Source organism: Flagellimonas sp. 2504JD4-2 (genome assembly GCF_053642935.1).
Genome location: NZ_JBSIOV010000002.1, coordinates 446593 through 463013, shown reverse-complemented (window position 1 = coordinate 463013; position 16421 = coordinate 446593). Strand labels below are relative to the sequence as shown.

The 16421-nt window shown below is 39.8% G+C and carries 18 protein-coding genes; 2 read left to right on the top strand and 16 right to left on the bottom strand.

Going from position 1 to position 16421, the window contains the following annotated elements:
• Nucleotides 1-145 precede the first annotated feature (145 nt).
• The 11 genes from ACULLH_RS08720 to ACULLH_RS08670 form a co-directional block, all read right to left on the bottom strand.
• Nucleotides 146-640 carry a YybH family protein gene (locus tag ACULLH_RS08720; RefSeq protein WP_454088357.1) on the bottom strand — a complete coding sequence of 165 codons (495 nt, stop codon included), beginning with the start codon at nucleotides 638-640 and terminating at the stop codon, nucleotides 146-148.
• A 173-nt stretch (nucleotides 641-813) separates the two neighbouring features.
• Nucleotides 814-1389 carry a sugar O-acetyltransferase gene (locus ACULLH_RS08715; protein ID WP_454088356.1) on the bottom strand — a complete coding sequence of 192 codons (576 nt, stop codon included), beginning with the start codon at nucleotides 1387-1389 and terminating at the stop codon, nucleotides 814-816.
• Between the two features lie 13 nt (nucleotides 1390-1402).
• Nucleotides 1403-1717 carry a hypothetical protein gene (locus tag ACULLH_RS08710; RefSeq protein ID WP_454088355.1) on the bottom strand — a complete coding sequence of 105 codons (315 nt, stop codon included), beginning with the start codon at nucleotides 1715-1717 and terminating at the stop codon, nucleotides 1403-1405.
• Between the two features lie 85 nt (nucleotides 1718-1802).
• Nucleotides 1803-2369 carry a YdeI/OmpD-associated family protein gene (locus ACULLH_RS08705; RefSeq protein ID WP_454088354.1) on the bottom strand — a complete coding sequence of 189 codons (567 nt, stop codon included), beginning with the start codon at nucleotides 2367-2369 and terminating at the stop codon, nucleotides 1803-1805.
• A 70-nt stretch (nucleotides 2370-2439) separates the two neighbouring features.
• Nucleotides 2440-2970, bottom strand: coding sequence for a hypothetical protein (locus tag ACULLH_RS08700; RefSeq protein ID WP_454088353.1), 531 nt, complete (start codon nucleotides 2968-2970; stop codon nucleotides 2440-2442).
• 676 nt (nucleotides 2971-3646) lie between these two features.
• Nucleotides 3647-4342: a DUF4386 domain-containing protein gene (locus tag ACULLH_RS08695; RefSeq protein WP_454088352.1), complete on the bottom strand. Its 696-nt coding sequence runs from the start codon at nucleotides 4340-4342 to the stop codon at nucleotides 3647-3649.
• A gap of 51 nt (nucleotides 4343-4393) precedes the next feature.
• Nucleotides 4394-5662, bottom strand: a complete 1269-nt coding sequence (locus tag ACULLH_RS08690; RefSeq protein ID WP_454088351.1) for an adenylosuccinate synthase — start codon at nucleotides 5660-5662, stop codon at nucleotides 4394-4396.
• Between the two features lie 12 nt (nucleotides 5663-5674).
• On the bottom strand, nucleotides 5675-6130 hold the full coding sequence (locus tag ACULLH_RS08685; protein WP_454088350.1) for a Fur family transcriptional regulator: 456 nt from the start codon (nucleotides 6128-6130) through the stop codon (nucleotides 5675-5677).
• A 42-nt stretch (nucleotides 6131-6172) separates the two neighbouring features.
• A complete protein-coding gene (locus ACULLH_RS08680; RefSeq protein ID WP_454088349.1) occupies nucleotides 6173-8377 on the bottom strand; it encodes a RelA/SpoT family protein in 2205 nt (734 codons plus the stop codon).
• Nucleotides 8378-8421: 44 nt separating this feature from the next.
• Nucleotides 8422-9654, bottom strand: a complete 1233-nt coding sequence (locus tag ACULLH_RS08675) for a M48 family metallopeptidase (protein ID WP_454088348.1) — start codon at nucleotides 9652-9654, stop codon at nucleotides 8422-8424.
• Between the two features lie 3 nt (nucleotides 9655-9657).
• Nucleotides 9658-10461: a TrmH family RNA methyltransferase gene (locus tag ACULLH_RS08670; RefSeq protein WP_454088347.1), complete on the bottom strand. Its 804-nt coding sequence runs from the start codon at nucleotides 10459-10461 to the stop codon at nucleotides 9658-9660.
• A 68-nt stretch (nucleotides 10462-10529) separates the two neighbouring features.
• On the opposite strand from ACULLH_RS08670, the gene ACULLH_RS08665 reads away from it, so the two are divergent.
• The gene (locus tag ACULLH_RS08665) at nucleotides 10530-11336 is read left to right on the top strand and encodes a DUF6503 family protein (protein WP_454088346.1); all 807 of its coding nucleotides are present in this window, start codon (nucleotides 10530-10532) and stop codon (nucleotides 11334-11336) included.
• Between the two features lie 23 nt (nucleotides 11337-11359).
• On the opposite strand, the gene ACULLH_RS08660 is transcribed toward ACULLH_RS08665, so the two are convergent.
• The 4 genes from ACULLH_RS08660 to ACULLH_RS08645 form a co-directional block, all read right to left on the bottom strand.
• Nucleotides 11360-12430, bottom strand: a complete 1071-nt coding sequence (locus ACULLH_RS08660; RefSeq protein WP_454088345.1) for a DUF3810 domain-containing protein — start codon at nucleotides 12428-12430, stop codon at nucleotides 11360-11362.
• A gap of 136 nt (nucleotides 12431-12566) precedes the next feature.
• Nucleotides 12567-13673: a peptidylprolyl isomerase gene (locus ACULLH_RS08655; protein ID WP_454088344.1), complete on the bottom strand. Its 1107-nt coding sequence runs from the start codon at nucleotides 13671-13673 to the stop codon at nucleotides 12567-12569.
• A gap of 5 nt (nucleotides 13674-13678) precedes the next feature.
• A complete protein-coding gene (gene gldI, locus ACULLH_RS08650) occupies nucleotides 13679-14236 on the bottom strand; it encodes a gliding motility-associated peptidyl-prolyl isomerase GldI (protein ID WP_454088343.1) in 558 nt (185 codons plus the stop codon).
• Nucleotides 14233-15249 (bottom strand): DHH family phosphoesterase, encoded by a 1017-nt coding sequence (locus ACULLH_RS08645; protein ID WP_454088342.1) that lies wholly within the window; start codon nucleotides 15247-15249, stop codon nucleotides 14233-14235. Before ACULLH_RS08645 ends, gldI begins: the two co-directional genes overlap by 4 nt.
• A gap of 170 nt (nucleotides 15250-15419) precedes the next feature.
• On the opposite strand from ACULLH_RS08645, the gene ACULLH_RS08640 reads away from it, so the two are divergent.
• Complete coding sequence (locus ACULLH_RS08640) at nucleotides 15420-15839, top strand: nucleoside-diphosphate kinase (protein ID WP_422861131.1); 420 nt, start codon at nucleotides 15420-15422, stop codon at nucleotides 15837-15839.
• A 50-nt stretch (nucleotides 15840-15889) separates the two neighbouring features.
• Here the strand turns inward: ACULLH_RS08640 and ACULLH_RS08635 are convergent, their stop codons facing one another.
• Complete coding sequence (locus ACULLH_RS08635; RefSeq protein WP_454088341.1) at nucleotides 15890-16396, bottom strand: GNAT family N-acetyltransferase; 507 nt, start codon at nucleotides 16394-16396, stop codon at nucleotides 15890-15892.
• Between the last annotated feature and the right edge of the window lie 25 nt (nucleotides 16397-16421).

Below are 16421 nucleotides of genomic sequence, written 5' to 3'. Positions count from 1 at the left end.
GCTCCCCAGCCCTCTCTATCATTATAAGGAACCAGCAAGGTGAGCCAGCTTCCACCCGATTCTTTCAGATGGACTTAGTTTAAATGTAGGAATAAATCCATTATAGAGATATACCTGTTTAATTATGGACGTTATTAACAAGTAGTTATCTAGGGTTTTTGGGCCATGACTGACTTATCATGTGGTCGGTAATCACCCATGCTCCATTAATTTTTTGATAAATTCTCAGATGACTTATTCGTCTGTCCTCCATTTTGGAACCATCTGACCACTTTTGATTCTTTCTGATATTTAGGGATCTTACAGTCGCTATGTCATCACTTAAAAAAGTAATTTCATTCGTCCCATAATTGTTTTCACCCGCCATCACAAAGTCCATATTAAAGATAAAACCTAGTAACTTTTTTAATTCACCCTTGGATTGGACCCTGTCACCAAATGCGTTTGTCCAATCAATATCATTTGAATAATGCTTTAGTGCCATTTCAAGGTTTTTGGTTTCCCAGGCTTTGTCCCAATCTTTTATAGATTGATTAATTGCCAATTCATCCTGGCTTTTGTCCGTGGAAGGATTTGTTTTTTGAGAATAGCAGTTCAATACAAAGAGCGTTATAGCAAATATGGTCAATGGATTTCTCATGGTAATTGGTTTTTATAGTAGCCCACAGGGATGACTTAGATTGTTTCGCGAGTTAATCCCTATAGATTTATCTAACTAAAAATCAGATAATTAAAGATATTGATTTTTATTAAAGTGAAGTGACACAATCAACCAGAGTAGGTTTTGTGCCAAGTTGACGATATGGGTAGCTTTTAATCTAGCTCCTTTTTTACCTCACACGGATTTCCAAATGCCAGGGCATTGTCCGGAATATCTTTGGTCACCACGCTGCCAGCGCCAATTGTAACATTATTTCCTATGGTCACCCCCGGGAAAATCACGGAATTTCCTCCAATCCACACATTATCTCCAATAGATACGGGCTTGGTCGAGGTCAAGTAACGGGTTCCATTTCCGGTACTGATGATTCTCTCAGAGGCTTTTAAAGGATGATTGGCCGTATAGATTTGAACATAGGGGGCGATCAACCCATTTTTACCGATAACGATTTTATTATTATCCAAGAACATACAGTTGGTGTTCACGAATGTATTTTCCCCAATGGAAATGTTTTCACCATAATCACAAAAAAAGGGTGTTTCAATCCAAACGCCATCACCTTTAAATTGGAACAGCTCTGATAAAATCTGCTCCCGTTCTTCTGCCAGTTCGGAGTCGAGGTTATTATATTGCTGTAAGAGTTTCCGCGCTTTATGGTACATACTGAGCAATTCTGGGTCGCGGGAATCGTAAAAATCCCCATTGAGCATTTTTTGTTTTTCGGTCACTGATTCAGTTTTTTTAGTATTCAAAGGTTTCAAAATGAGTTACATTTTCCTCAAATTCCAAGAGATATTTTTTGTCCTCATCATAATATCTCGCCTTTTCGTAATTGTTTCCGGCGAACTTTTTTATACTTTCAAAGGAATCCCATTCTGTTACAGTAAAGAAGTGACATATATCTCCATCTATTCGCCTTAATATTCTTGCAGATAAATTTCCGTCAACGTTCCTATAATCTGAAATCCCGGTTTGCTCTATATAATTTAAATAGCTATCAGCATGTTCCAATTTGGTAGTTCCGTGCCAAATACGTGTGATTTTGATTTTTGCCATTACTAGTTTGTTAAATGTTGTACTATGGTCGCTGTTATGATTTTAGGATGGCACAATAACATGCCCGAGCTCCCAACAGCTTTTTTTAATAATATTTATCAATTCCACCAAATCCTTTGATCTGTTTGTTTTCCTTTGTTTTGGCAATGAAATTACTTAATCGCTTTTCAAATTCGTCAGATCTTTTCCTTGCACTTTCAATGTAAGCAATTCTGATGCGTTTGTAGGGTTCCGAAAAGCTTTGGTAATTGCTCCAAAAAGCTTTATTTGACTTCAACTGGGTTATTATGTCTTCTGGAAAAATGAATTCTTGTTGAATTACTCTTAAAACATCTTTTTTAATTGAATCGTGAATCAAGTTGTTTTCAGAGAGCCATTTTAAGCGTTCAATATTAGGCTGTGAATAGGTTGAACCTTTCCTTCTTCTGCAAAATCGTTGAATAGTGGTCTCTTCGTTTAATGATTTAACTGTACTATCAATCCATCCAAAACAAAGCGCTTCTTCAACGGCATCATTGTATGGGATTCGTTCTTTGCCTGTCTTCTTCAAAGGGTACTCCAACCAAATATCATCTTGGGTCTCAAAGTTTTCTTCGAGCCATCTTCTCCATGCTTTGCTGTCAATGAAATATTTGGTTTTAATGTCATTCATTTTAATGGTTGCCTATGGCCCTGGTTATGATTCGTATGTGACCTTCTACCACAATAGGTCAAGGCCATTCTCATCCAACTTTTTCCTCATTTTTCACAAGCAGTTTGGAGATTCGTTTATAATTGACCAAAAGTATAACTCCGATCAAGACATTCAAACCGGAAATAATCCACCAATTATAATCCAGATATTGATTTAATATTGAACCGCTAACTTCATCAAGCCCATTAGCGGAAACTTGTTTTTTAAAAGCCAAATAACAGTAATTTACAAACGAGGATATGTTGTTTGAAATCATTAGAAGTCCAATGATTATTATTCCAAATTTGAAAAGCCCATCGGAGCTCAAGTTTTTTGTGTCAATCGTCGGGGTATCGAAGCCTTTCTCTAATCTGAAGAGTTTGATTAATCTATCCGTTCGAAATAACAAGAGAAATGTGATTATCCCCATTACAATCAAATAAATAAGATTGAAAGTAAAACTGAAGGAAGCAAAGCTTCCAGAAAACGAAATATTCGGAAGCAGTTGAAAAAGTGCCTGAATAAAGCAATAGATTCCAAAAATCTTTATTACAACTCTAAAAAAATCGGTTTTGGTCATTGTGTCGGCTTTAAAGTATGATGAGTAGAAAAAACATGTGTTGACTAATGTTTTTTTTCTAATGTAGCAAAACTGGAATTATGCTACGCCCTGCTACTCATACTTTTTTATGTCTAAATAAGTATTGCGTTCAAAAAAATCCAAAGCACGATTGTAATAAATCTTTTGCCTAAATGAAATCAAATACTTTTCTTTTCCAGAAATGTTCTCCAGATTAAACCTATAAAGGTTATCCTCAATAAGCGAGTCCAAAGACATACTTATCCACCATGGAACTGATAGATGATTTTTGTTTTTTCGGACTTTGATGGTAACTATATCATTGAGATTAATATTTTTTTTATAAAAAACTAAATCTCTAATAATCAGTCCTTGGAAAATTTTCCCATTTTCCTTGAACAAAACTTTTCTAGAAAAAATTAAACTTCCCAATAATATTAGACAAAAGAAACCACAAAAACCGGCCAGCAAATCTTCTAGGAAAAGAGGTTTACTGAACAAATGAAGAAAGCTAACGAACAAAAGAGCCATGAAAAGCCCCGCCACAGCTTTTTGTCTATCATTAAAATAGTTGTCAAGAAGGGTTATTTGAGTTTTCAAATTGTAGGCCACTCGTTTACTCCCCCAATTTACCTCTTTTGTGGGATTAACCTTTAGTGCTATGGGTTAAATACCACTATTTAACTATAAGTTGCAATTTCCGCCCCTTAACCAATAGCCATACCATAAACACCAGTTCGCCAAAGAATGTAAAGAAGAGGAAATCCAAATTCGTGGCTGGACTAACAAAGGCACCCAAGGTGTGAATAACATAGCCCAATCCGGCAATCAATAAAAGTGCTCCGAAAATTTTTGGGACATAGTTCGCCTTTAACACCAAATAACCCAGTAACACCAAGTACACCCCAAATATGACCAGTCCAAAGGACCATTCCAAGCGAAAGGAGTCCACATAAAACTGTACGGATTCGGCCAGTTGCGTGTTTATTGAATCGTTCGCGGTTTGCAAAAGGATTAAAATTTTGACCAAATTGGCCAATGCAATTAGATACATAGTTGTATAAATCAATCGAAACCAAGCAGTAAGTAGTGAGAAGTAGCGCCTAACCGGTTTTAGGAATAAGTATAATGCCCATGCGACCACAATATCGCAGAGTAGGGTGAAAAAATGAAGAAAAATGCTCGTAGTGAACAGCAATTTTTCTTTGCTGATATTTTCCGCAGTAGTTACAGCATCATCGCTTATGAGTTTTGGAAAAATATAAAATTCCGCAAAGGGTACGGTAAGGATCATGAGCAAAAGGCCCAAGCCGGCGATTAAAGCTGCTTTACCTAAGGTAAATTTTTGGTCAGAAGTTGTTGGTGCATCCATGTGATCAGTTTTTTGTTAAGACTGATCTCATAAGATTTTGTTACGCCAACCTTATCGATTTATGGTCTGCACCCGGTCAGGTCCCACGGAAACTATCCGGATAGGAACATTCAATTGCTCTTCCAAATAGGCAATATAGTCGTTAAGTGCAGGTGGCAGTTCCTCTGCCTTGGTCATTTTGGTCAAATCCTTTGCCCAGCCCTTTAACTCGGTATATACGGGAGTGATATTTTCACTTTCTATGTTGTAAGGTAGGTGTTGAATTTCCTCTCCCTTGTATTTGTAAGCAGTACAAACCTTGATAGTCTTGAATCCACTCAGCACATCGGCCTTCATCATCATCAATTCGGTTACACCATTGATTTGCACGGCGTATTTTAAGGCTACCAAATCGAGCCATCCGCAGCGACGTGGTCTTCCCGTGGTAGCACCAAATTCGTTTCCTACGCGGCCCATGGTTTCACCGTCTTTATCGAAAAGTTCGGTAGGGAAGGGGCCACTTCCAACCCGAGTGGTGTAGGCCTTGAAAATTCCCAATACCCGTCCAATTTTATTGGGTGCTACACCCAAGCCGGTACAAGCACCTGCTGCCGTGGTGTTGGACGAGGTTACAAAAGGGTAGGTTCCAAAATCAATGTCCAATAAAGAACCTTGGGCACCTTCGGCCAGTATTTTTTTACCTTCCGCCTGGGCTTTGAACATATATTCTTCGCTGTCAATAAATTGAAGTTTTTTCAATCGCTCCACGGCTTCATAGAACTCTTCCTCCAATTCGGCCAGATCATATTGGATATCCACATTGTAGAACCCGATCATGGCTTCGTGCTTGTTGGCCAGATTACGGTATTTTTCTTTCCAGTTGTCAAATTCCAAATCCCCTACACGCATACCATTTCTGCCCGTTTTGTCCATATAGGTCGGGCCGATACCCTTTAGGGTAGAGCCAATCTTGGCTTTCCCTTTAGCAGTTTCGGAGGCTGCATCGAGTAGGCGATGGGTAGGTAGAATAAGATGTGCTTTTCTCGAAATAAGCAATTTGGAAAGAATGTCGATATTGAATTTATCCAGGTTGTCCAGCTCCTTTTTAAAGATCACGGGATCTATAACCACCCCGTTGCCCACGATGTTCATGGCATTTTTATGGAAAATTCCTGAAGGAATGGTGTGGAGAACGTGTTTTATGCCATCAAATTCCAAAGTGTGCCCTGCATTTGGACCTCCTTGAAAACGGGCTATAATATCATAATCTTTGGTTAGTACATCAACAATCTTTCCTTTTCCCTCGTCTCCCCACTGGAGTCCAAGCAATAAATCTACCATGAAATGTGTTGGTTATTCGGTTAGGTTTTCTTCTTTGTTTTGTGTTGCGTAGAAATAGAGTGAGTGGTTATGGATCTTTATGTCAAAAACCTCCTCAATGGTTTTTTTGATGGATTGGATACGAGGATCACAAAATTCCTTTACCTCTCCGGTATCGGTCAGGATGACATGATCGTGCTGTCTATCGAAATATGACTTTTCATATTGCGCCTGGTTTTTTCCAAATTGGTGTTTTCTTACCAGTTTGGACTCCAATAAAAGTTCAATGGTGTTGTACAGGGTGGCACGACTTACCCGATAGTTTTTGGTTTTCATTTTAATGTAAAGGGATTCCACATCAAAATGATCATCACTTTCATAGATTTCCTGAAGAATCGCGTAGCGTTCTGGAGTTTTTCTATGTCCTTTTTCTTCTAAGAAAGAAGTGAACACATTTTTTACAATTTCCTGATTTTTGTTGTTTCCCATAGCCTTCTCACCAATGCTAAAGGACAAAGGTACAGCTAAAAATTAAATTCTGGTCACTTTGTCAATACCCTCAACTTGCTTAAGATTATTCATCAATTTTTTGAGGATCCTGTTATTTTTTACCACTAACTTTATTTTTCCCGTAAAAGTCCCCCCATCTGCACTAAAATTCAGATTCCGCATGTTCACGTGCATGTTATCGGAAATGATGTTGGTAATATCATTGACCAGCCCCATGTTGTCAATTCCCGTAATCTGAATGTCAGCGGTAAATTCCTCCTGGGTGGAGTCTATCCATTTGGCAGACATGATCCGGTAGGCATAGTTGGATTGCAGTGAAATGGCATTGGGACAGTTTTTACTGTGGACCTTTATGCCATCATTCACACTTACAAAACCAAATACTTCGTCACCAGGAATGGGATTACAGCATTGGGACAATTTATAGGTCAATTTTTCTTCTTCTTTACCAAACACCAGCATATCATACTTGGTGGTGATTTCCTCCTTGTCCACATCTTTTGGGGTAGGATTTCTTCGGATTTTGTTTTTGAAGAAGTTCAAGAAGGCGTTGTGGTACGATGAGGCAAATTCCTTGATGCGCTCATTGTCGATAACACCGATTCCCACCCGATAAAAGAGATCAAGACTGGTTTTTAGTTTGAAAAAGGTGACCAATTTGTTGACGGTATCCTCGTTCAGGGTAATCTTTTGCGATTTTAACTTTCTTCGCAGCACTTCTTTTCCATCGGTAGCAATGCTCTTTTTCTCCTCGCTCAAGGAGGATTTGATTTTGGACCGTGCCCTGGCCGTCTGGGCATAATCCAACCAACTTTGATTGGGTTTTGCACTTTCCGACGTAATGATTTCAACTTGATCACCACTATGAAGTTCCGAACCCAATGGCACCAATTTTCCATTCACCCGGGCTCCACGGGTCTTCATACCGATTTCAGTGTGGATGTGGAATGCAAAATCCAAAGGAGTAGATCCTTTGGGCATTGATTTTAAATCCCCTTTTGGGGTAAATACGAAGATTTCTTTGGAGTAGAGGTTCAGTTTGAATTCTTCCACAAAGTCAACCGCATTGGCATTAGAGGTCTCTAGAGCTTCTTGCAAACGATTCAACCAATCTTCAATACCCTGTTCTTTCTGCTCTCCATGTTTATATTTAAAGTGCGCAGCATAGCCTTTTTCCGCGATTTCGTGCATACGTTCGCTACGTATCTGGACTTCCACCCATTTTCCCTTTGGACCCATAACCGTAATGTGTAGGGCTTCGTAACCTGTGGATTTTGGGGATGTAATCCAATCCCGCAGCCGAATTGGGTTAGGGGTGAAGTGATCCGTAACTATGGAATAGATTTTCCAGGCCAGGAACTTTTCATTCTTCCGATCGGATTTATAGATGATTCGAATGGCAAATTTGTCATAGACCTCATCAAAAGCCACGTTTTGCGCCTTCATTTTCCTTCGGATGGAAAAAATCGACTTCATTCGCCCCTTGATGTCATAATTGAGTCCTTCTTTATCCAATGAATTCCGAATAACATTGGAGAAATCTTCGATATAGGCCAATTGCTCTTCTTCAGTATCCTCAATTTTCGCCTGGATATCCTGATATACTTCGGGTTCGGTATACTTTAAGCTCAGATCCTCTAAGTGTGTCTTAATATTATAGAGTCCTATTCTATGGGCCAGAGGAGCATAGATGTACAGTGTTTCGGAAGCTATTTTTACCTGTTTATGCTCGGGCATGGAATCCATGGTAAGCATATTGTGGTACCGATCAGCAATCTTGATGATGATTACCCGGACATCATCATGCAGGGTCAGCAACATTTTTCTGAAGTTTTCAGCTTGCTGACTTATGTCCTTGTCTTTTTTTAGATGGGCTATTTTGGTAAGTCCGTCCACGATTCGTGCCACGGTCTCTCCAAATATGCGCTCAATATCATCCAGCGTATATGGTGTGTCCTCAACGACATCATGAAGTAGGGCAGAGGCAATGGAAACGGCATCTAAGCCAATTTTGGAAGCGACAATTTTGGCAACGGCAATAGGATGGAAAATATAAGCTTCGCCCGATTTCCGTCGTTGGTCCTTATGTGCATCTACGGCCACGTCGAATGCAGAGCGTATCAATTTCTTGTCCTCATTGGTCAAGGTTTGATAGCTGATGCGAAGCAATTCTTTGTATTGCTTGGCAATCTCCTTATTCTCTTTTTCTATAGCTGCCTCCGTCATAGTATATTAAAGTTACCATAATCTTTGAAGGTAAACAACAAAAACTATGCCTTTAAGTTCCTAATTCGGTCAATTAATGGAGGGTGGGAATAATGCACAAAAACGTATGCCGGGTGTGGTGTCAGATTACTCAAACTATTCTTTGACAACTTTTTCAAAGAGGCTATCAATGGGCCGGCCGAAAAGGTATTTTTGGCGTAATCATCGGCTTGAAATTCAAATTTTCTTGACAGATAATTCATGGCAAGGCTTGTTATTTCGGAGATGGGGCTATATAGCAAAACAAAGCCAATAAGTCCTGCATGAAAACTTGGAATGGACACCCCAATGGCCAACGAGATTTCGGGTGTGTTGATGAAGAGGGATAAAATGTAAAGTGTGAATCCCATCAGTCCCAGCGAAACCAAAAGGTTAAAAATGACATGTTTTCGCTTGTAATGTCCTACTTCGTGTGCCAAAACTGCCACAATTTCATCCTCGTCCAAATCATTGATCAAGGTATCGAACAAGGTTATCCGTTTTTCTTTGCCAAATCCAGAGAAATAGGCATTGGCCTTCGTAGATCTTTTTGACCCATCGATCACAAAAATGTTTTTGAGCTCAAAACCTACCTTTTGGGCATAGGCTTCAATGGCATTTTTTAGATTTCCTTCGGTCAATGGTGTCTGTTTATTGAAGAGTGGGACAATCAATCGGCTGTAAAACAAATTCATGAAAAGAACAAAGGTACCGGCCAGCAACCAGGCATATATCCAAAATTTTGGCCCTGTCCATTGATAGAACAAAATAAACAAGGTAAGCATCCCGCCTCCAAATACAACTGCTAACAAACCTCCTTTTAATTTGTCCATAAAGAACACCTTTTTGGTAGCTTTGTTAAAGCCGTAGCGCTGTTCAATCACGAAAGTCTGGTAGTATGAAAATGGGAGTCCCAAAATTCCACTTCCCAATAAGATTATTCCAAAGAAGACCAGTGCCATCGGAATCGTACCGTCAACATAAGAGCGTGTTAGACCGTCCACCCATTCAAAGCCTCCAAAGAACAGAAAACAGAGCGTAAGAATTAGGGAAAAACCATCAGAAAACATCCCAAAGCGATAGTTGGACAGCTTGTATCCCTGGGATTTCTCGTATTCGCTGGAATCAAATACATCGTTCAGTTCTTCGGGAACGTTCGACTTAAAGCGCCGGGCGTTGAGGTACTCCAAAAACTGTTGAATGAGGTATTGAACCACCAAAATAGCGATGATTACGTAGAACAAAGTAGTTTTTTCCATAGCTTAAAATCCGCGTTGACGCTTTGCCTCAAATATAAGTATTGCTGCTGACACGGAAACGTTCATGGAATCAATTTCACCTTGCATGGGAATGATAATGTTCTGATCTGAGTTTTGTAGCCAATCATCAGTAAGACCGGTGGCCTCTGTGCCCACTACTATTGCTGTGCCGGACTTAAAATCGCAATCCACATAATTCTCGGAAGCGGTAAGTGCCGCACAAAATATTTTGATGCGATTTTCTTTTAGAAAATTGATGATTTCATCTGTGGTTCCCGTTCCAATGGTATTGGTAAAAACACAGCCAACACTTGACCTGACAATATTTGGATTATAGATATCCGTTTTGGGATTGGCTATTAAAACGGCATCCACTGCAGCCGCATCGGCCGTACGCAACAAGGCCCCAATATTTCCGGGTTTTTCAGGTGCTTCAGCTACTAAAATCAGTGGATTTTTGTTTTTGAACCGGACATTTTCCAAAGTTGGTTTTTTTGCCTTGGCAATACCCAGAATCCCCTCGGTGCCTTCGCGATAGGCTATTTTTTCATACACCGATTTGGATACCTGGATGAATTCGATTTGTGGACTTTTCGAAAAGATAGAAAGGGAAGAATCAGCAAAGATACCTGGACAATATAGCACTGTTTCTATGGTATATCCCCCTTTTAAGGCAAGTGCTATTTCGCGATGTCCCTCCACCACAAAAAGCCCTGTTTTCTTGCGTTCCCGTGATTTCTCCTTAAGGAGAGCTATCTTTTTGACTAAAGGATTTTGTGTACTGCTTATAAGTTTGGCTTCCTTCACGCATCAAAAATACATATTCTTGTAATCTTGAAATGGGTTTTACGACAAAGCGGCAAACAACTACCACAATGAGAAAATTAATTGTAATCCTTCTTGCATTTACCGCATTCGCTTGCAAGGACAATCCTAAAAAAGAGGATATTGGCAAGGAAGGCGAACCACAAGAAATTGCTTCCGAAAAAAACTATCCCGAAGCCCTTGAAAGCGTGTTCACAGCGCACGGAGGCCTAAAAAATTGGAAAAGTCAAAAAACGTTGATTTTTGAAATCCCAAAACCAGATTTAAAGGAATTACATACCGTGGATCTTTGGACAAGAAAAGACCGTGTTGACACGGAAAAGTTTTCTATGGGTTCAAATGGTCCAAAGGTCTGGCTTTTGGATACTGCCAAAAATTATGAGGGAGATGCTGTTTTTTATCACAACCTGATGTTCTATTTCTATGCCATGCCATTTGTTTTGGCCGATGATGGGATACATTACGGTGAAACCGAAGCATTGGTTTATGATGGTAAAAGCTATCCCGGTGTCAGTATTTCCTATGATTCCGGTGTGGGAACTTCGCCCAAAGATCAATATTTTATCCACTTTGATCCGGGAACACACAAAATGACCTGGTTGGGATATACCGTAACCTATAGGACCGGAGAAGTATCGGATAATGTAAAGTGGATTCGATATGACGATTGGCAGGAAATCGATGGTCTGACACTTCCGAAAGCGATAACTTGGTACAATTATGAAGGAACCAAAATTTTGGATCCCAGAGGTACTGTGAATTTTGAAAATATTACCCTAAGTAAAACGGCTAAGCCTGATGGATACTACGCTAAACCTGATCAGGCTACTTTTGTTGAAGCTAAGAACAGCAATTAAAAACTAAATCTTGCAAGATTAACTCAAAACCCTTTTCGGTCGTGGTAACTTATCAATAAGCCCACGACCGAATTATAACTGTGAATTCCTTCCTCCTGATTATTCGCTTTTAAGAAGGTATTGAATATAGATTTGAACACGGGTTCCAATGGATTTTCATAACCTGCCCAAAACTCAGCAAGCTCCCTAAAGTTCTTTTTGACCCCCGGATTCAGTTTTTTTATGATTTCCCTGGATTTAGCTTCGTCCTTTCGGGCTAGATCTGAAATACAATAGCCAAGGGCATGGTTATAGGCAGCATATTTGAAGTAGGGATCCTCATTTTGCGAAGTAACCAGAAATCCGATAAAATTGGTGGCATCTTCGGCTGAATAGCCCAATTGATGTCCCGCTTCATGCCCACTTACCGTAGGTAACCTAAAAAGCGGCGTCAATCCGTTTACTTGGGCCTCATTCGAAAATGGATTCAGATAACCACCGTACCCCATATACGTTAACGGAAGGCTAAAGAGTGAGGCTTTTAAACTCGGTTTTTTATATTCAAAATAAGGATAGGTGTTCTTCAATTTTGAATATCCATCCACAGTTTTTTGGAAAATTTCTTTTCTCGAGTATGGAATTTTTACCGGTTGAACGGTATCTCCAGTAATCGTAGATTGATAGTGGTTGGTCTTTTCAACCAGATATTGAGTAAAATCAACCAAATCCTCTTTGCTGTATTCTTTCTCCAAGCCCATTTTGGAAGTAATGGGCAATCGGTAATAGTTCATGCCCCACAGGAGGTGAAAGGCAAAATACGTGATGGAGAGTACGACCAGAATGTCCTTGCCAAAAAGCAGTGGTTTGCTTCGAATTAGTTTCCAATGCTTGTAGATGTATTTTCCAGCCAACCAAAAGAGTGACAGGTAAAAAATGTCTCCTATGGAAAAAGGAATCCAACCGAAAAGTGTCCTGAAAAATTGAGCGATGGGGGGATACAATCCATTGCTATAGTATTGTTCCACAAACCCTGGGTAGCTTCCAATCCATTTAACCAGGATAATCTGTACCGGCAGGGCAAGTACAATAATTGTTTTGATTTTTTGTCCCTTCAAAATTGCAAGTATGGATTATTCGCTTCTAATCTAATTCTTAATTCCTAGATACCCAATGTCACTTTATATCTTAACAAAGCTTTAGGCAAAAAAAAGCAGCACTTAAGTGCTGCTTTCTATAATTATGAATGATAAGTTATTCTTGAATCCCGGTTATCTCCAGATCAAAAACAAGATCGGAGTTTGGAGGAATGGGACCACCACCCTGAGGGCCATAACCCAAGTGCGAAGGAATAAACAAGCGCACTTTGTCTCCCACTTTCATGGTTAGAAGTCCTTCTTTGAAACCAGGAATTAATCTAGCCTCTGGACTGTAATCCATTGGAAATGCCTGATAACCACCTTGATCTCTTCTGCCTGGGTTCAATTTGTTGAATTTTGCAGCCACCTCTTCAACATTACTGTCAAATAAGGTGCCATCTGGCAACCATCCGGCATAGTTCACAAAAGCCTTTTGTCCGACTTTGGGTTGTTCTCCATCTCCCTTTGCTAAGGAATAAATTCGAAGTCCTGATGCGGTTTCCTCCGCTTCTTCTTTTTGTTTTGCCAATTCCCCCACGAAATCTTCCTTCATCTTTTTAAATGCAGCCGCCGCAGCTTCCGCTTCCGCAAAATAATCTTCCATCACCTGAACGGCATCAAATTTCTTGGCTTCCTTGCCATTTCGAACAATTTCCACCTTGTTCATAACAACATCCACCTCTGGCTTATCTCCCGGCAAGGTTTTTACATTGGCAATGGTGTCGACTACATCTATTCCACTTACCACTTCTCCAAAAACAGTATGCTTTCCATTTAACCATGGTGTTTCTTTATGCGTAATAAAGAATTGACTTCCATTGGTTGTCGGTCCAGAATTGGCCATGGATAAAATTCCTTTTTTGGAATGGGCCAAAGAATCGTGGAACTCATCCTTGAATTTATATCCTGGATTTCCTCTTCCGGTTCCTGTGGGATCTCCTCCCTGAATCATAAAATCTTTGATGATTCTATGGAAAATGATTCCATCGTAATATTTTTTTCCTTTAAGGCTATCCGCAACATAGGGATTATTGCCTTCGGCAAGTGATACAAAATTGGCTACGGTAACCGGAGTTTTTTCATGTTCCAGTTTTACAATAATGTCCCCTTGGGTGGTCTGGATATCCGCGAAGATTCCATCACCTAGTTCGGCATATTTGCTCGATTTGCATCCGAGTAGGACTATTGAAAATAAGGTGATTAAAACAAGTGATTGTTTCATTGCGTTCATGGTTTAAGATTTAAGCTATCTTGATTTATAATGATTGTATGTAATTCTATTGTTGATTTTATGGGTGTTCGAGGACCAATTTTGTTGCCATCCCCATGGTACCCATAGGCCTGTAACGAAGGGAACAAAAATGTTGCCCGCTCATTGATTTTGAGCAATTTCACTGCATTTTGTAAACCTGGAAACAACTGTTCCTTGTCCACAACATACGAAGTCGGACCTATTTCCTCGGCTGTATATAAAGTGTCATTCTCCATGGTGATCAGATTATAGGAGAATAAAATTTGATCATCGGTTTTTGGCAAATACGCCGATTCCTCATTTTGGTTTTCAAAATAATACCAGAATCCACTAGGGCTTGCGTTGTAGGTATGTAGAGTGTCCTTTTCGATAATCCGTTGGATTATTTTTTCTTCCTGAGCCAACAATGCTTTGTTTCGCTCAACAGATTCTTTAAAAAAGCTACCTGATTTAACTTTGACGGGTCTTCGAGGTTCTGGTCCTCCGCAGCCAATCAAAATAAAAACCAAGGAAAGAAGAACAGGAATTCTCATGGATTTAATTGCGATTTATAGATTTCGAGGATGGAATTGAACTTCTTGATGGTGGCATCCATAGTATCATCACTTCGACCCCCTGCAGCATTATCGTGGCCACCTCCATTAAAATGTTCCCTGGCAAATTCATTTACCGAAAAATCACCTATCGAGCGGAACGAAATCTTAATGATGCCCTCTTCTTTGTTTTCAATAAAAATCACCGCGAAAACAATGCCTTCCAAAGTTAAACCATAATTGACAAAGCCTTCGGTATCCCCTTTTTTAAAATCATGGGTATCCAGCTCTTCCTGAGTTAGGGTGATGTAAGCCGTTTTGCACTCTGGCAAGATGACCATATTGCTCAATGCAACACCTAAAAGATGCAATCTGGAGGGAGAATTGGTGTCAAAAACCTGTCTATGGATTTCCATATTATTGGCACCGCGATCCATTAAATCGGCCACCACTTTATGGGTTCTGCTAGATGTTGAACGGTATTTAAAGGAACCGGTATCGGTCATTATCCCCGTATACAGATTGGTAGCGATTTCTTCATCAATTTTATCCAATCCCCCCAAATACTCTATAAAATTGTATACCATTTCGCAGGTTGAACTCATCTCAACATCCGAATACGTAACGGTAGCGTAATCACTCGGTTGCTGATGATGGTCAATCATGATAAAATCAGCTTCTTTTTCTTTGAGAAGAGCCTCCAGTTGCCCTGTTCTTGACAAATCATTGAAATCCAATGTGAAGATTACGGTAGCTTCTTCAAGTCGCTTTTTCGCTTGAGAATTTTCCTTTTCAAAGTTCAGGACAACTTCATTTTTTGGCATCCATTTCAAAAACTTTGGGTAGTCATTTGGAGCAACAACCGCAGCTTCTTGACCAATGGATTTAAGAAAGCAATACAATCCCAGACAAGAACCTATAGCATCACCATCAGGATTTTTATGAGGTATGATCACAATCTTTTGGGGTTGGGAAAGAATCGACTTTACTGTCGCAATGTCCTCTAAATTCATGCGGGCAAAGATACAATTTATGAAACAGCTAACCTACTATGCTTTTCAATATGGATAGGACATGAGCTTAGCCCCCATTGTTGAGTATTCATCAAGAATTGTGATATGCCTATCAAGTAGCTCTTGTCTGTTGCCCGAAAAAGCGTAAGTTTGCGCAAAATTTTAAAAAAATGACTGGAAATAGAACTTTTACCATGATTAAGCCCGATGCTGTTGAAAATGGTCATATTGGTGCAATTTTGGAAAAGATAACTGCTGCAGGATTCAAGATTGTGGCAATGAAATACACCCAATTGAGCAAGAGGGATGCACGTGAATTCTATGCGATTCATAAAGAACGTCCTTTCTTTGGTGAGTTGGTCGATTTTATGACCAGAGGTCCAATTGTGGCTGCAATTTTGGAGAAAGACAATGCTGTTGATGACTTTAGAGCGTTAATTGGTGCAACTAATCCCGCTGAAGCTGCCGAAGGAACAATCCGTAAACTATATGCCACCAGTATTGGTGAAAATGCTGTGCACGGTTCGGACAGCGATGAAAACGCTGGAATTGAAGGAGCTTTCCATTTTTCTGGACGGGAGGTTTTTTAAGCCAATCCAAATAAAAATACAAGAAAGGGCCGTCCATTAGGATGGCCTTTTTACGTTGAAAAGAGCAGGTATTCCTCTTTGTCCTTCTTTGGTTTGATGGTCCCCGAGTTGCTTAAGCCAATTTTCGTAAGCAATCGCTGGGATTTAATGTTTTCCGCTGTGGTAATAGCAAAGATTGGATGCAGGTTCAATGTTTCCTTGCCATATTGCAGCAAGGCCATACAGGCTTCATAAGTAAATCCTTTTCCCTCAAATTTTGGAAGTATGGCAAATCCGATATCAGGATGGTCCAAATAGTCCCGTTTTATAAAACCGCAGATACCAATTGGCTTCAAGGATTCCTTAAGGCACATTTTGAAAAGCCCGAATCCATTTTCAGTATAGGAAGAAATCAAACTTGATTTGATGTAGCCCTCTGCATGCTTCCTGGTTTTAATGCCTCTATCTCCAATGAACTCCAACCAATTTGGACTGTTCATAAGCTTTTTAAAGAATTTTGAATCTTCTAACTCCGCCTCAACAATGAGCAATCTTTCTGTTTCGACAATTAACTTCATCTCCTTTTTCTGAGATACCCAATAG

What these genes read in the sequence shown, in the direction of transcription:
- gldI (WP_454088343.1), bottom strand. Translation starts at nt 14,236, where the DNA reads ATGAGAATTCCTGTTCTTCTTTCCTTGGTTTTTATTTTGATTGGCTGC.
- ACULLH_RS08690 (WP_454088351.1), bottom strand. Translation starts at nt 5,662, where the DNA reads ATGGTAGATTTATTGCTTGGACTCCAGTGGGGAGACGAGGGAAAAGGA.
- ACULLH_RS08645 (WP_454088342.1), bottom strand. Translation starts at nt 15,249, where the DNA reads ATGAATTTAGAGGACATTGCGACAGTAAAGTCGATTCTTTCCCAACCC.
- ACULLH_RS08665 (WP_454088346.1), top strand. Translation starts at nt 10,530, where the DNA reads ATGAGAAAATTAATTGTAATCCTTCTTGCATTTACCGCATTCGCTTGC.
- ACULLH_RS08695 (WP_454088352.1), bottom strand. Translation starts at nt 4,342, where the DNA reads ATGGATGCACCAACAACTTCTGACCAAAAATTTACCTTAGGTAAAGCA.
- ACULLH_RS08680 (WP_454088349.1), bottom strand. Translation starts at nt 8,377, where the DNA reads ATGACGGAGGCAGCTATAGAAAAAGAGAATAAGGAGATTGCCAAGCAA.
- ACULLH_RS08635 (WP_454088341.1), bottom strand. Translation starts at nt 16,396, where the DNA reads ATGAAGTTAATTGTCGAAACAGAAAGATTGCTCATTGTTGAGGCGGAG.
- ACULLH_RS08700 (WP_454088353.1), bottom strand. Translation starts at nt 2,970, where the DNA reads ATGACCAAAACCGATTTTTTTAGAGTTGTAATAAAGATTTTTGGAATC.
- ACULLH_RS08655 (WP_454088344.1), bottom strand. Translation starts at nt 13,673, where the DNA reads ATGAAACAATCACTTGTTTTAATCACCTTATTTTCAATAGTCCTACTC.
- ACULLH_RS08720 (WP_454088357.1), bottom strand. Translation starts at nt 640, where the DNA reads ATGAGAAATCCATTGACCATATTTGCTATAACGCTCTTTGTATTGAAC.
- ACULLH_RS08710 (WP_454088355.1), bottom strand. Translation starts at nt 1,717, where the DNA reads ATGGCAAAAATCAAAATCACACGTATTTGGCACGGAACTACCAAATTG.
- ACULLH_RS08685 (WP_454088350.1), bottom strand. Translation starts at nt 6,130, where the DNA reads ATGGGAAACAACAAAAATCAGGAAATTGTAAAAAATGTGTTCACTTCT.
- ACULLH_RS08640 (WP_422861131.1), top strand. Translation starts at nt 15,420, where the DNA reads ATGACTGGAAATAGAACTTTTACCATGATTAAGCCCGATGCTGTTGAA.
- ACULLH_RS08675 (WP_454088348.1), bottom strand. Translation starts at nt 9,654, where the DNA reads ATGGAAAAAACTACTTTGTTCTACGTAATCATCGCTATTTTGGTGGTT.
- ACULLH_RS08705 (WP_454088354.1), bottom strand. Translation starts at nt 2,369, where the DNA reads ATGAATGACATTAAAACCAAATATTTCATTGACAGCAAAGCATGGAGA.